This is a genomic window from Streptomyces sp. NPDC101490 (assembly GCF_044767145.1).
In the GTDB taxonomy this organism is placed as follows: Bacteria; Actinomycetota; Actinomycetes; order Streptomycetales; family Streptomycetaceae; genus Streptomyces.
On record NZ_JBIWNI010000008.1, the window covers coordinates 12,835 to 27,273 of the forward strand.

10 protein-coding genes are annotated in these 14,439 nt (G+C 73.5%); 5 read left to right on the top strand and 5 right to left on the bottom strand.

The features are described 5' to 3' along the window. Positions 1-452: 452 nt before the first annotated feature. The 5 genes from ACIRQY_RS17780 to eccCa all read right to left on the bottom strand — a co-directional run bounded on the left by ACIRQY_RS17780 (position 453) and on the right by eccCa (position 9,903). Complete coding sequence (locus ACIRQY_RS17780; RefSeq protein ID WP_403926537.1) at positions 453-1,247, bottom strand: hypothetical protein; 795 nt, start codon at positions 1,245-1,247, stop codon at positions 453-455. Further along, positions 1,244-2,143, bottom strand: a complete 900-nt coding sequence (locus ACIRQY_RS17785) for a sigma-70 family RNA polymerase sigma factor (RefSeq protein WP_351793492.1) — start codon at positions 2,141-2,143, stop codon at positions 1,244-1,246. The genes ACIRQY_RS17780 and ACIRQY_RS17785 overlap by 4 nt, the downstream gene beginning before the upstream one ends. Then, the gene (locus tag ACIRQY_RS17790; protein ID WP_351793495.1) at positions 2,140-2,367 is read right to left on the bottom strand and encodes a hypothetical protein; all 228 of its coding nucleotides are present in this window, start codon (positions 2,365-2,367) and stop codon (positions 2,140-2,142) included. Before ACIRQY_RS17790 ends, ACIRQY_RS17785 begins: the two co-directional genes overlap by 4 nt. Positions 2,368-3,088: 721 nt before the next feature. Continuing rightward, positions 3,089-5,851 carry a hypothetical protein gene (locus tag ACIRQY_RS17795; protein ID WP_403926541.1) on the bottom strand — a complete coding sequence of 921 codons (2,763 nt, stop codon included), beginning with the start codon at positions 5,849-5,851 and terminating at the stop codon, positions 3,089-3,091. Beyond that, positions 5,848-9,903: a type VII secretion protein EccCa gene (gene eccCa, locus ACIRQY_RS17800; RefSeq protein WP_403926936.1), complete on the bottom strand. Its 4,056-nt coding sequence runs from the start codon at positions 9,901-9,903 to the stop codon at positions 5,848-5,850. Before eccCa ends, ACIRQY_RS17795 begins: the two co-directional genes overlap by 4 nt. 358 nt (positions 9,904-10,261) lie before the next feature. On the opposite strand from eccCa, the gene ACIRQY_RS17805 reads away from it, so the two are divergent. The 5 genes from ACIRQY_RS17805 to ACIRQY_RS17825 all read left to right on the top strand — a co-directional run bounded on the left by ACIRQY_RS17805 (position 10,262) and on the right by ACIRQY_RS17825 (position 14,428). Next, positions 10,262-10,642, top strand: coding sequence for a hypothetical protein (locus ACIRQY_RS17805; protein WP_403926544.1), 381 nt, complete (start codon positions 10,262-10,264; stop codon positions 10,640-10,642). An 82-nt stretch (positions 10,643-10,724) separates the two neighbouring features. Beyond that, positions 10,725-12,104: a type VII secretion integral membrane protein EccD gene (eccD, locus tag ACIRQY_RS17810; RefSeq protein WP_403926547.1), complete on the top strand. Its 1,380-nt coding sequence runs from the start codon at positions 10,725-10,727 to the stop codon at positions 12,102-12,104. 57 nt (positions 12,105-12,161) lie between these two features. Continuing rightward, positions 12,162-13,682, top strand: a complete 1,521-nt coding sequence (eccB, locus tag ACIRQY_RS17815; RefSeq protein ID WP_403926550.1) for a type VII secretion protein EccB — start codon at positions 12,162-12,164, stop codon at positions 13,680-13,682. Between the two features lie 55 nt (positions 13,683-13,737). Next, complete coding sequence (locus ACIRQY_RS17820) at positions 13,738-14,076, top strand: hypothetical protein (protein WP_384864145.1); 339 nt, start codon at positions 13,738-13,740, stop codon at positions 14,074-14,076. Positions 14,077-14,131: 55 nt separating this feature from the next. Beyond that, complete coding sequence (locus tag ACIRQY_RS17825; protein WP_403926553.1) at positions 14,132-14,428, top strand: WXG100 family type VII secretion target; 297 nt, start codon at positions 14,132-14,134, stop codon at positions 14,426-14,428. The last annotated feature ends 11 nt before the right edge of the window (positions 14,429-14,439 follow it).

A 14,439-nucleotide genomic window follows, 5' to 3' on the forward strand; every position in this document is an offset into this window, starting at 1 on the left:
GACGGAACCGGAGGGCGGGGTGTTCGTGACCGGCCTCGCCGACGGCACGGTCCGCCTCCCCCGCGCGGGACAGAGGTCCGCTTCCCGCACCCGGGGGAGACTCCTCGTACGACAGGCGGTCGTGGAACCTCATCGGCCCGGGCTCGGGCGACGGGCGGGATCCGGACGGGTGCGGTGCCGTGGTCGACCAGGCATTCGTGCGGACCGGAGCGGACACCCGACTTCTGGCCGGAGCCGGGAGCGGCTGACTGTCCGTCGGCCCCGGGTCCGGCGGGCACCCGCCCCTGCCGGGAGTCGCCCCCGGCGGCTGGGGAGCGGCCCGTCCGACTGACCGGCCGCGTACCCCTCTCAGCCACGCGACCGGCCCGGAACCGGTGCCTTGTGCCGCCTCTGTGGCCCCGCCCGCTCCTCGTCTTCGGTGTCTTCGGTGCAGCGACGGGCCGCGCCCGCGTTCAGCAGGTGGCGGCTTCGCCGGTCTCCCGGGTGGCGGGCACCCGGTGGTCCGCGCTTCTGCGGAGGGACGGGGCGCAGCGGGCGCGAGGGGGCTTGTCTGCCGCCACCTCCAGCAGGGCGCGGATCTTGCGGGAGAAGGAGGGGCCGGGCAGGGGGAGTTCGCTTTCGGGTTCGCGGAGATAGCCGACGGCGACGGCGGTGGGCATGTACCGCATCAGCTCGGTGACGACGGCGGAACGCGGCCGGGAGACGTGCTGGGCCAGGTTGCGCAGGACCCGCACGATGGTGGCGGTGGACGTCGCGTCCTCGTGGCGCAGGACCAGGGGGGTGTTGTCCCACAGGATCGTGGTCCACACGGGCCCACCGGGCTTGTCCTCCTTGCTCTGGGTGTGCCACCAGCGGGCGGTGTGGGTCTCGCCGAGGGCGAGATGGTGCAGGTAGAGGCAGTAGGCGGCGGCGGGCTGTCCGGCACCGGCGGCGTACTGCCACCAGAACCGGGCGCCGTCACCGGTGTCCGTCAGTTGCAGGACGCATGCCAGGACCAGTGCGCTGCGGGGTTCGGGGATCTGGTCGGTGACGAAGCCGGAGACGGCGGTGGCCGGGGTGTGGCGGACGAGTGCCTCGCACAGGGCACGCAGGTCCTCGGCGGCGGCCGTCGAGGAGGCGGGGGGCCTGCCGGGGGCGGCGGAGGGCCGGACGGCGGGTTCGGTGTCGTTGGGCGGGACGGTGTCGCGGGGTGCGGTCCGGTCGTGCGTGAGCAGCGCTCTGGCGAGGATGGCGTCGAGCTTGGTCATGGGGTGGTTCCTCCGGTGTCGGGCAGCTCGATGGTGGCTTCCAGGAATCGTTCGGCGTGGCGCTCGGTGGAGCGGACGGCGGCCAGGGGGATCCCGAGGAGCGCGGAGATCTGCTCGACGGTGAACCCACACAGGCGCCGCAGGACCATGACGTCGAGCTGGGCGTCGGGCAGACGGCTCATCGCCGTGAACAGTTCAAGGGTCTCGGCCAGCTGCGCCATCTCGTCCTCGGGCGAGGTCTGCTCGCGCAGCGCGACGGTGTCGAAGGCTGCCTCGGCCAGCACGGGCCGGTGGTCACGGTGGTCGGCCCTGGCCTTGACGGTGGCCCGCAGGATGCCCCAGGCGTAGTGGCGGGTGTCGGGACTGGCGAGCGCGGCGGCGAAGGAGAGCCAGAGGATCGCGAAGGCGTCTTCGACGGCCGCTTCACGGGCCGACGCGTCGGGCAGGAAGACCCCGGAGTAGCGGCGGTAGCCGTCGATGACGATCGCGCGGAGCGCGTCGTGTTCCAGGGGCGGCCCGTGGGGGGCCGTGGTGACGGGGTTGTCGGTGGACCGGTCGATCCAGTCCCGGGTCTTTCCGGCGTCCAGGGCGGCCTGTTTCCACAGTCGCTGGAGTGGCCAGTTGGGGATGCCGAGTTCCTCGGCCAGCCGGTGGATGACTTCCCAGCGCGGGTAGTGGCCCACTCCCCTCAACAGCTCCGAGAGCTTGGACTTGGCCAGCGGAACACGGACGCTGAGGTCGTTGAGCGTACGGCCGCTGGCCAGGTAGCGGGCGCGGGTGGGGTCCAGCCAGGCCCGGTGGGAGCTGCCGACATCGGCCGCGATGGGGCCCAGCTTGCGGCCGGGGCGGAGCGGGGCCGGATCGTCCGGGCCCGGAGTGGTGAACGACGTCGTCACGGGGCGTCGTCCCCCTTGTCGGGCACCGCTGCCACGCGATGTCCGCAGGCCGGGGTTCGCGGGCGGACGACGTGCGGAGCCCGGGTCACGGTCAGGCCCAGCAGCAGGGCCACGACGGCGGCCAGGGCTTCGTAGCCCGTCGCCGCCATGGGCACGCTCCACGCGAACACCATCAGTGTGGTCAGCGTCAGCGCCGTTGCTGTCGCTATCCTCTTTTTGTCCATGCGATTCCTTCAGTTCCTTCAGTGTCGTGCGCTGCCGAACCCGGAAGGCCGCACTCCGGCGGCCCCTTCAACGAACGGGTGCCGAGCCGCCGTTGAAGAAGCATCAGCATGAACCAGCGAAGGAAGATCACACCAAGTGATCAAGGAATTACGGAACATTAGGATCCAGGAACGGTCAACGGACCGCCCGGATACGACCGTTCCGTCCACGCACCAGCACACCGGGTAAGCCTTGCGGGCGAAGTTCCCGGTTTTCCTTGCAATCCGACCGGGGACCCCTTCATATGGAGTCAGGACACCTTGGTGTCGCACTTCCATCCGGAAGGGCCCGGCCCTCGTGCCGAAGAATGAGGGGGACGTGCCGGTCTGTTCCCGCCCGGCCTGAGATAGAGGCCGGGCGGGAACAGGGCACCCCTCAAGGGGAAGACGACGGTAGCGCAGCGCGCCGACAACGCCCCCGCCCACGGCCATGACGGTTCAGCCGCCGGAGGGCCACGGCAGCCTTCCGTGCCCGCGGCAGTCCGGTTCGGGGCTCGGCTCCCGGTGCCGGGGGCCCGTGCGCCCACGATTCCTGTCGAGCGGGCCTCCCCGGTCCACCGTTGCCCTCGGTCTCCGGCACGGACACCCCGGTCCCCCGGCACCGGCGGGCGGGACCGCTACGTGAACGGCCGGACCGGACCCTGGCGGAGGCGCTCCGGCCGCACCCGGGGCGGCCACGCGTTCAGTGCGGGGCCGCCCCCGGGGCCACGTGGAAACGGGCCGCGTCCGGGAGGGGGCGGCGGTCGTGGGATTCCAGCATGTCCCTGCGCTCGAACCATTCGGTCAGCCGGGTACGCGCCTGCTCGTCGCGTCGGCGCACCCGGCCGTCCGCTCCGTCGCTCTCCACCGCGGAGATCTCACGGAGCAGGACTCGGACCGGGGCCGTGTCGTCCTCCGGCAGGTCGAGGGCCAGGACGGAGAAGGACGTGCCCGGCGGGAACACCACCTCCGGTTCGTCGTCCGTCCCCAGGAAGACCGACGTGCGGCGGCCGGTGGACGACCAGATCCCGAACTCCACCGCGCCCTCCAGTTCCGCGTCGCACGCCGGGACGCTCGCCACCGCCGCGGGCTCGACCAGGACCGTGCCCGGCACGTACCGGTCCAGCGGCACCCGCTCCAGCGGCGCCGCGAGCATGACCGCCCCGTAGTGCCCCGGCAGCCGCCGCAGGCCCGACTCCAGACAACGCAGCAGCGGAGTGAAGGGACCGGGCTCGTCCGTCCTCGCCGCCTCGGCCAGCCCCGCACGGGACCCCGGACCAGGAGCGTCGGCCTGGTACAGCGCGATCGCGACCATGTCCGCCTTCAGACCCTCCTGGGCCAGAGAGCGCAACGACGGCAGCCGGGAGGCCAGCAACTCCGCCTTGCTCGCCAGGATGTGGTACTTCTCCCCCAGCAGCTCCCGCAGAGCCGCCCGGTCGTCCGGACCGCTGCGGCCACCGGCCACCGGCGGAGACACGGACGCCCTCGGAGAGCCGGACACCGGCGGGGCGGGCGCCACCGGCGGGGCTACGGGCGCCTCCCCCACCGGCTGCCCCGGCTCAGGAGCGGCCGAGGGCGACACCGGAGGCACGGCCGGGACCCGGCCCGGTCCCGTCGGCGGGCTCCCGGTCGCGGGCCGACCCGGTTCCAGGGACGGGGCCGCTCCGGTCGGACCGGACCCGGCGGGAGGCGGTTCCGGCGCCGGAGCGCCTCCGCTCCGCTCGCAGCCGGTCGGAGGCGGAACCGACGGGGGGACCGCACCCGCCGCCTCACCCCTCGGTGCGGGCGAACCTTCACCCGGAGCCGCCCCGGACGCCCAGGACAGCCCGTTCCCGGGCGGGGTCGAGACCGGTTCGCCACGGGGGCCGGGGACGGGTCCGGGCTCCGGCACCGGGCGGGATCCCGTGGAGCCCAGCCAGCGCAGGTCCAGCTCCCCCGCCCAGGAACGGGGTCCCTCCTCGTCGGCCGCGTCACCGTGGAACAGGAGTCCGTACGGTTCCCTCGCGCCCACGTCCGGCAGCCCGGCCAGCACCCCGGGCAAGGCCCCACGGACCTCCGTGCCGACGGCCCGTCCCCCGTCGCCCACCAGCAGAACCGGACCGGACGGGTCGGGACGCACCGTGCGGGGGCGGGAGTCCGCCACCCGGTCCGCCGGGCGCAGCCACACTCCGGCCGGGACCAGTTCGACGGCCCAGCCCGCCGCGTCGGCGCACCCGTACAGCGCAGGGGCCGCCGCCTCCTGGCCGGACAGCCCCAGCCACGCCGACGGCACCACCCGGCGGTGCGCGGGAGAGGCGGCGAGTTCGAGCAGGAGGGGCTGCCAGGTGGGCGCGCCCCGCCCGTCCAGGTACGTGGTCGCGTGGTCGTCGGCCGTGCGTACGGGGAGGCCGACCGCCGCCCGTACCGTACGGCCGAAACGGTCCGCGAGGGCCGTCGCCATGGCGACGAGGTCGGCCGGATCGGCCCAGGGCGCGGACAGCAGGAGGTGCCGTGCGTCCGCCGCGTCCCTCGGCACCCGGGCCAGGAGCTCAGCGGCGGGCAGTGCGGGGCGGGCCGGTGATCCCACACCCAGGAGGAAGGTCTCCGGGCCCACCCCGATCAGCGGCTCGACCGCTTCGGGCAACCCTCCGAGCCACACACCTCCCGGCACGGTACGGCTGTCCGCCCTCGGCGACTCAGCGGGGCCCTCGCCCGGCATCCCCGCCGGAGTCACCCCGGGCTCCCCCTCCGGCGTCCCCGACGGCATCGCCCCGGACGTGCCGTCCGGTTCCTCCCGCTCCTCCGTCGGCTCTCCCCCCGGCGACACCCTGGGTACCGCCCCGAATCCGTGCGCGCCTCCCTGGGACTCCGCCACGACGGGCACCGGCGGCGCCGGAGGCGGGAGCGGCTCGGGTTCCTCAGCCTCCGGTTCCCTCTCCTCCTCCGGCCCCGCCCCCTCCTCGCCCGGTCCTTCCGGATCCTCCGCACCTCGCGGATCCTCCGGCGGCCACCCCGGGCCCAGTTCGTACGGTTCCTCCCCCGGTGCCGCCAGCCACCAGCCGCCCGGTTCGGCGAGCCGCAGCGTGCCGTCCGGTTCCACGCTCACCACACCGTCCGGAGCGACCACCGTGAAACCCGCCGCCGAGGCGACTGCCGCCACCGGGCGGCCACCGCCCGGCCCCCGTGCGGCGAGACCCGACGCGGCCAGGACCAGACGGTCCGCACCACGCTCCCCCGCCAGAGCCACCAGCTCCGGCAGGGCGCGGCGGAGCACCAGTGCCGCGTCCGGAGCGGCCGCGAGGACCAGCAGCGCCCCGGGCAGCGCGGGCAGCCCGGTCAGGACGGACGCCAGAGCGGCGGCCGTCTCCTCGGAGGCGATCACCAGGTGGGGGCCGACGGGGTGCGTACCCGACCCGGAGACGGAAGCGGGACCGGGGGTGGGGCCGGGAGCAGGGGCGGGGTCAGGAGCAGGAGCGGGGGCGGTCATCCGGAGTGTCCGTTCTGCGGGGTCACGCCGTCGGGGTCGAGCAGCGGGGTCTGGAGCTGGACCGTGCGGCGGCGGGTGATGTGCAGCGCGCGGCCGGTGGGCAGCACCTTCGGCTTCGTACCGCCGAAGAGGTAGCCCTCCGTCGGCGGGCACGACAGCAGGACGGCCGGAGTGTTGACGTCCTGGAGCTTGCGCAGGAGCGGATCGGACAGTCCACGGCCGGCGCCGTTGGCGGAACGGGCGACGATGATGTGCAGGCCGATCTCCGCGCCCTGGGCGAGGTTGTCGAGGACGGCGGCGAAGGGATGCGCCGACATCGAACCGTTGACCAGGTCGTAGTCGTCGACCAGTACGAAGAGTTCCGGGCCGCTCCACCAGTCGCGGCGCCGCAGCCGGTCCGGGGTGATGTCGGCGGCCGGGATCCGGTTGGCGATCGCCTTGCCCGCCCCGGTGATCATCTGGCGCAGCGGGTCCGCGGACACCGCGTAGCCGAGGCGGTACTCCTCCGGCACGGTCTCGTACATCTCGCGGCGGAAGTCGACCAGCATCAGACGCCCCTGTTCGGGGGTGTAGGCGCGCATGATCTGGGTGGCGATGTGCCGGAGCAGGTTGGTCTTGCCGGTCTCGCTGTCACCGACGACGATCAGGTGCGGGTCCTGGGAGAAGTCGTGCCACAGCGGCTGGACGTCGTTCTCCTCCAGGCCGAGCGGGATCCGCAGGGAGCCGTGCGGTTCGGGCAGGTCGGCGGCGTCCAGGACGAGGGGCAGCATCCGGACCTCGGGGGCACGCGGCCCGGTCCAGTGGTCGGCGACGACGTCGACCAGGTCGGCGACGCCCTCGGAGAGGTCGTGGGCGGTGCCGATGCCGTCCATGCGGGGCAGCGCGCACAGGAAGTGCATCTGGTCGGCGGTGAGTCCACGGCCGGGGATCTTGGGGACCTTGGCCGCCGCCCGCATGTTGATGACCGAGTCGACCGTGTCGCCCAGACGCAGTTCGAAACGGGTCTGGAGCTGGTCGCGCAGGGCCCCGGTGATCTCGCCCCAGCGGGTGGTGCCGACGACGAGGTGGACACCGTAGTTCAGACCGCGCTGGGAGATGAGGGTGAGGGGCTGGACCAGGTCCATGAACTCCTGGCGCAGGGTGTTCCAGCCGTCGACGACGAGGAACACATCGCCGTGCGGGTCGTCGGGAAGCTCTCCGGCCGCCTTCTTGCGTCGGAAGGCGGCGACGGAGTCGACGCCCAGCTCGGCGAAGTACTTCTCACGGCGGGTGATGACCGCGTTGACCTCGGCGATGGTCCGCACGACCCGGTCGGGGTCATGACGGCCGGTGACACCACCGACGTGCGGCAGACCGCGCAGGCTCGACAGGGCGCCGCCGCCGAAGTCCAGGCAGTAGAACTGCACTTCGGCCGGGCTGTGGGTGAGGGCGAGCGCCGTCATCAGGGTGCGGATGAGGGTGGACTTCCCGGACTGCGGGGCACCGGCGATGCCGATGTGGCCGTCGGCGCCGCCCAGGTCGGCCGTCAGCAGGTCCCTCACCTGCTGGAAGGGCCTGTCGACGACGCCGACGGGAACCTTCAGCGTGCCGCGCGTCTCGCCCTCGGCGGTGAAGCCGTGCTCGGGGTCGGGTCCGATCGGGGGCAGCAGTTCGTCCAGGGTCGGCGGCACGTCGAGGGGCGGCAGCCACACCTGGTAGGCGGGGGGACCCGCGTCGACGAGCCGTTCGGCGGCGATGTCCAGCAGCGTCCCGGTCTCCTCGACGGCCGTCTCCTCCTCCGGGGCGGGGGTGGCGGGCAGCACGCGGGGGGCCACGTACTCGGTGCCCAGCGCGACGACCTGGCCCTCGATGACCGAACGGCGGCCCGCCGGCCGCCGCTTGGGCCGGTACGTGCCCGAGACGTAGGCCGCCTTGAAGCGCGTCAGGGTGGAGATGTCGCTGCGCAGATAGCCGTTGCCCGGCTGTGAGGGGAGCTGGTAGGCGTCGGGGACGCCCAGGACGCCCCGGGACTCCATCGCGGAGAACGTCCGCAGACCGATCCGGTACGAAAGATGGGACTCCAGCTGGTGCACGCGTCCCTCGTCCAGGCGCTGGGAGGCGAGCAGCAGATGCACGCCCAGGGAGCGGCCGAGGCGGCCGATCATGACGAAGAGATCCATGAAGTCGCGGTGGGCGGCGAGAAGTTCGGAGAACTCGTCGACGACGACGAAGAGGGTGGGCAGTGGGTCCAGCGGGGTGCCGGCCGCGCGGGCGGTCTCGTACTCCAGCAGGGAGGCGTAGTTCCCCGCGGCGCGCAGGAGTTCCTGGCGGCGGATCATCTCGCCGTGCAGCGCGTCCCGCATCCGGTCCACCAGATCGGCCTCGTCGGCGAGGTTGGTGATGACGGCGGAGGTGTGGGGCAGACCGTCCAGACCGAGGAAGGTGGCCCCGCCCTTGAAGTCGACGAGGACGAAGTTGAGGATCTCCGAGGAATGGGTCAGGGCCAGGGCGAGCACGAGGGTGCGCAGCAGTTCGGACTTGCCGGAGCCGGTGGCGCCGATCAGCATGCCGTGCGGGCCCATGCCGCCCTGGGCGGATTCCTTGATGTCGAGGTCGATGGGGGTGCCGTCGGGGCCGAGGCCGAGGGGGACCCGGAGCTTGTTGGACTGGTTGCGGCGCGCCCACTGCTCCTTGACGTCGAAGCGGTGCAGGTCGGGGATGCCGAGCAGACCGGCCAGGTCGAAGTCGGTCTCCAGGGGTTCACCCGCGTCGAAGCTGTCGCCGAGGCGGTACGGGGCCATGGCGGCGGCCAGCCGGACGGCGGCGACGGGAGTCAGGGCGTCGGGGACGCCGAGCGGGGTGCTCTGGTCCTTGCGGTTGCGGTCGGCGCCGACCATCTCCAGGGAGTCGGGGCCTTCGGGGGTCCCGGTGATCCGCAGCCGCAGGGTGAGACGGCCGTGCTTCCACTCCAGGGTGGAGCCGACGTCGACGACGACGGCGTTGCGGTAGCCGCCGAGCGCGGCCCGGTGGGGGGAGGTGAAGACGGCCCCGTCGAGCACGACGACGGTGTAGGGCTCGTCACGGCTGGGGGAGGCGTCGGGCTCGTAGGGCGGCCTGGCGCCGAACTCCTCGCCGAGCAGCTGCTCCAGTTCACCGATGGTTCCCGCGACGAGCCGCAGCGGCCCCGCCCCGTCGGTCTCGTGGGGGTGCAGGGCGTGCGGAAGCCACTTGGTCCACTCCCAGTGGGCCCGCCGGTCCGGCGCGGCCACCACCGCGATCCGCAGTTCGTCGGGGGCGTGGAAGGTGGCCATCTGCGCGAGGACCGCGCGGACCAGGGCGCGGGCCCGGTCGTCGTCGGGTTCCGTCCCCTCGGCACCCGCCCCGGCCCCGCCCGGGGACCCGGTGGCACCCGGGGCCCCCGTGACGCCGGTGGGGGTGTTGCCGGGGTCCGTTCCGGCGTCGGCCTCGGTACGGATCAGGACGTGCGCGAAGCCCCGCAGGTGGATGGCGACGGGCTGGTCGGCGACGGAACCGTACGCGTGGATGAAGCGGCGCAGCGCGTGGGCGCTGAGCGGTTCGAGGTCCTCGACCGGCTTGGTCGCGAGCGGGGCCAGGCGTACGGCGAGGCGCTGGGAGCCCAGCGCGATCCGCACGTCGCTGAAGTCGGGGTGGGAGGAGCGCCGTTCCCACAGGCGCGAGGTCCGCACCAGGAAGGGCAGTTCGGCCGGGTCGGGATGGCGCCAGGCCAGGGCCTCCTGCTGACGGAGGACCTCCTTGCGCACCTGGCGCCGCATCTGTGTCAGATAGCGCAGGTAGTCACGGCGCTCGTCGGTCAGTTCCTGCTTGCGGTCGGCGTTGCCCCGCATGATCTGGGTGACGATCATGCCGATCGCGGACACGGCCATGGTGCCCATGGCGATGTAGGTCATCATGCCGCCGTTGGGGCGCAGGAAGATGAAGACCATGGAGAGCGAGGACAGCGCCATCGGCACCATCGTGATGATGCTGCCGATGCCGTTCTGCTTCTCGGGCAGACCAGGGGGTTCCTGGAGCTGGATCTCGCCGTCCGGCATCTCGGGACCGGGCCGCCGCGGCGGGCGGTTGACTTGCACCACGCTCAACGAACAACGCTCCTCACGCCATGACTCGCGTCCGGCGGCCGATTCCGTGCGGTTTCCTCGTCAGTCGGGAACGGACGGACGGTGCGGGACGGTTCAACCCCCGCGTACGACGGCTTCGGACGGAGCCGGATGAACCCCGACGGCGGGGAGGCGCGTTGACCACTGCGGCAAGGAGGGAGCGCGGGAACGGAGGAGAGGTGTGCGCGCGTACGGATGCCCGCAGGGTCGCCGGTCCGGCCGGTCCGGCCCGTCGCCGGGCTGGGCGAGGCGGTGTGCCCACGCCCGTCGGGGCGGTGCCGGAAGGAGAGCGGTGGACGAGGACGAGGACAGCGGGGCGCCCGAGGTGCGGGCGCTCCTGCGCACATGGCTGCCGGGCGTCCGCCCGGAGGACGGGGATCCGCTCGCCGGGTCCGTGACCGGCCTGGACGTGCCGGAGGCCAGCGCGTCCGAGGTGGTGGAGGCGCTCACCCGGCTGCTGGGGCCCGCTCCCCCGGACGGCCCGCCGGAGCGGGAGGCCCTGTTGATCGCGCGCGTCTTCGTGGTGGACGAGCATCCGTCGGCGGGCGGCTGGAGCCAGGCCGAGCGGCGGTCGGTGGCCGAGTTGGCCGCCGTGCTCGTGGCACGGTACGGCGAGGAGGGCGTCGAGGCGCTCGTGCGGGAGTTGCGGGGCGAGCCGCGCGGGGGTGACTGAACCCGCCGCGGGGGTGCTTGCGTTCCCCTGTCCGCCGAGGGCGTTCCGGCCTCGGCTGGACAGCGGGAAGGACACGCGGGCAGTGAGCGGTAGCGCGGTGGCGGGGCTGTGCCGGTTGAGGTTCCACGGGCCGCACAAGGTGGTCGAGCTCTCCGTACCGGCCGACGTCCCCCTGGCGGACCTGTTGCCGACCATCGTCGGCTACTCCGGGGACGACCTGGACGAGAGAGCCGTCGAAGCGGGCGGCTGGGTGCTCCAGCGGCTCGGTGAGGAGCCGCTGGACGAGGAGCGGACGGCGGAGGCCCTGGGGCTGCGCGACGGCGAGCGCCTCCATCTGCGGATGCGCCGCGAGGCGCTGCCGGAGGTGCACTTCGACGACATCGTCGACGGTGTCGCGGCCGGTCTCGAACGGCGCGGCGACGGCTGGCATCCCGCCCTCACCCATCACTTGGCGCTCGGCGTCGCACTGCTCGCGCTGGCCGGCGGTTTCGTCCTCCTGGCGCTCTCCGGCGGCCTGGGTCCGCTGCGGGTGGTCGCGGCGGCCGGGACCGGGGTCCTGCTGCTCCTCAGTGCGGGCAGCGCCGCGCGGGCGGTGGGCGACGCGGGGGCCGGTACCGCGCTCGGCGCGGCGGCGGTGCCGTATCTGGCGCTGGCCGGGGCGCTGCTTCCGGCCGGGGAGAGCGATCTGACGGCCGCCCGGCTGCTCGCGGGCGGTTCGACGGCGGCGGGCGCCTCGGTCCTGGCGCTGGCGTCCGTGGCCTGCTCCGCTCCCCTGTTCCTCGGGCTGCTCATCACCTCGGTCACCACTTCGGTGGCGGGGGCGCTCGTCCTCGCGGGGCTCTCGGTGGCGGAGACGGCGGGCGCGCTGGCCGTGGTCGTGGTGGTGTTCGGGGCGTTCCTGCCCGGCTTCGCCTTCCGGCTCTCGGGGCTGAAGCTGCCCGCGCTGCCGCGCCGGGCGGAGGAGCTGCAGGAGGACATCGAGTCGTATCCGGCGCAGGAGGTCGTGGACCGCAGTGCCGTGGCCGACGGCTATCTGACCGCCTTCCACGTGGTGACGGGCGTGCTGTGCGCCGCCTGTCTCACGCTGATGGCGCCCGCGCCCGGCTGGGCCCCGGTGACGCTGGCGGCCGTGCTGTCGCTGCTGCTGATCCTGCACGTCCGGGAGGTCGGCTCCCGGTGGCAGCGGCTGGCCCTGATCCTGCCGGGCGTGTACGGGCTCGCGCTGCTCACCACCGGGTGGGCGCTGTCCCTGGGCCCGGCGGGCCGTGCGGGTCTGCTGGCGGGTCTGCTGGCGACCGCCGCCGCGCTCGCGATCTTCTCGTGGACGGTGCCGGGGCGGCGGCTGCTGCCGTACTGGGGGCGGGCCGCCGACCTGCTGCACAGTGCGCTGGCGCTGAGCCTGATCCCGCTGGCGCTGACCGAGGCCGGGGTGTTCACGTGGGTGCGCGGGCTCACCGGCTGAGCGGCGCCCCCGAACCACCCCCGACCACCGACGTACCCTTCCCCTCCAGGAGTTCACATGCAGTCCAGACGCGACCAGGTGCAGGCCCACCTGTTCGTGATGAGCAGACTCGGGGCCGGGATGCTGCGGGGCGAGCCCGACTCGCTGGACCTCCCGACCCGGCGGACCACCCGTGGGGTGCGTACCGGACTGTTCATCGCCGTGATCATCGCGCTGGTGATGGGCCTGTACGGGGCGATCAAGCCGGGCGGTGCGAAGGGCTGGGCCAAGCCGGGGACCCTGGTGGTGGTCAAGGAGACGGGCGCCCGGTACCTGTTCGTCGGCGGGGAGCTGCGGCCGGTGCTCAACCAGGCCAGTGCCCGGCTGGTGGCCGGGCCGAAGATGACCGTCTCGCAGGTCGGTCTGAACTCGCTGGGGGCGGTGCCGCGCGGCGGACCGCTGGGGATCGTGGGCGCGCCGGACGGGCTCCCGGCCGCGTCCGCGCTGGCCCGGGGCGACTGGCTGGTGTGCGGTCTGACGGAGGCCACGGCGACCGGGAGGCCCGGCCCGGTGGTCTCGGTGGCGGTCGGTTCGGCGGACGCGGGCCGGGCGCTGGGTCCCGGGCAGGGGATCCTGGTGACGGACTCGGACGGCACCGGGCACGTGCTGTGGCAGGGGAGGCGGCTGCGGCTCGGCGCGGGTGCGGGGACGGCGCTCGGCTACGGCACGGCGACCCCGTTCCCGGTGGCGTCGTCCTATCTCAACTCCCTTCCCGCCGGGCCTGATCTGGCCCTGCCGGAGATCGCGGGGCGGGGCACGCCCGGTCCCGCGCTGGCCGGGCGGGAGACCCGGATCGGCCAGCTTTTCACGGACCCGGCCGGTGATCCGTACGTGCTGACCCGGAAGGGTCTCGCGGCGCTCGACCGCACCCGGTTCGAGCTGCTGCGCGGCGATCCCCGTACGCAGCGGGAGGCGTACGCGGGGGCCCCGGCGGTCGCCGTGGCGGTGGGCGCCGCCGATCTGGCCGCCCACCCGGCGCCGCCCGGGACCCTGCCGGACGCGGGCCTTCCGGCGGCGCCGCCGGAGCTGGTGGAGCCGGGTGTCGGGCAGGGGGTGTGCACGGCGGTGCGGCCTTCGGCGTCGGGCGGGCCTGCCACTCTGGTGACGGTGGCCGACGCGATGGCGGTCGCGGGAAGGCCGGTGACGCCCCAGCCGGGTGTGACGGCGGCGTGCGGCGCGGCGGATCTGGTCTCCGTACGGCCGGGGGGCGGCGCGCTGGTGCGGGCCCTGTCGGGGGCGGGAGCGGCCGGGACGACGTATCTGGTCGCGGACAACGGTGTGAAGTACCCCCTGCCGACGGCGGAGTCGGCGAAGACCCTCGGCTACGCGGGCTCGGCGGCGGTGGGGGTGCCCGCGATCCTGCTGACCATGCTGCCGACGGGACCGGCCCTGGATCCGTCGGCGCTGGCGGCGGCGGGGGTGGTCGACGCGAGTGCGGGCGTGCCCGCGCCAGTCTGTCCCGGGGTGGAACGGCGCGCCTCGGAGCAGGTGAAGGGTGTGGCCGCCGAGGCCGCGAAGCCGGTGAACCCCGCGCCGTGAACGGCCCGTTCCCCCTGCCGGGGACCCCACCGACCGTACGATCGAAGGAGATCAGGTGACCGACATTCCCAACGACAACCTCAAGGTGTCGTCCGAGGTACTCACCCAGACCCTCAACGAGCTGGAGGGGCACCTCCAGACGATGGAGCGGGCCTACACCCAGTCCGAGGACATCGCGCAGCAGGTCGCGCAGAGCATGAGGTCCACCGCCGGAACCAAGTTCATCGCGAAGATCGAGAACTGGCAGCGGGGCTACCGCTCGGTGATGGCCGAGTACAAGGACCTGCTGGACGCGGTCGGCACCACGAGCAAGGTCATGGCGGACACCGCAGGTGAGGCGGAGGCCAACATGGACCTGTGGAGCGGCGACGTCTACGACATCCTCAGCAAGTGACGCCTCCCCTCCTCCCCCTCCTTCCTCTTCTTCCTCTCCTCCCTAAGGAACGCGCATGAGCGAAATGGACATGGACATCAAGCACGGCGCGCTCGAGGACGCCAACGCCCAGATGAAGCAGGTCGCCGCCACGATGAACTCGGCCCTGGAGACCATCGTGCAGCGCCTCGACGCCATCCGGTCGGAGTTCACCGGTGAGGCGGCCAAGGAGTTCGCGGAGTTCAAGCAGGCCGTGAACAGCCTCGACTCCAGCCTGTCGCAGCAGTTCAACAAGGGCGCGGACCTGCTGTCGGACGCCCACGGCATCATCCGCAACGGCGACCGCAAGAGCGCCTACCTGTTCCAGCGCTGACCGTCCGCCCC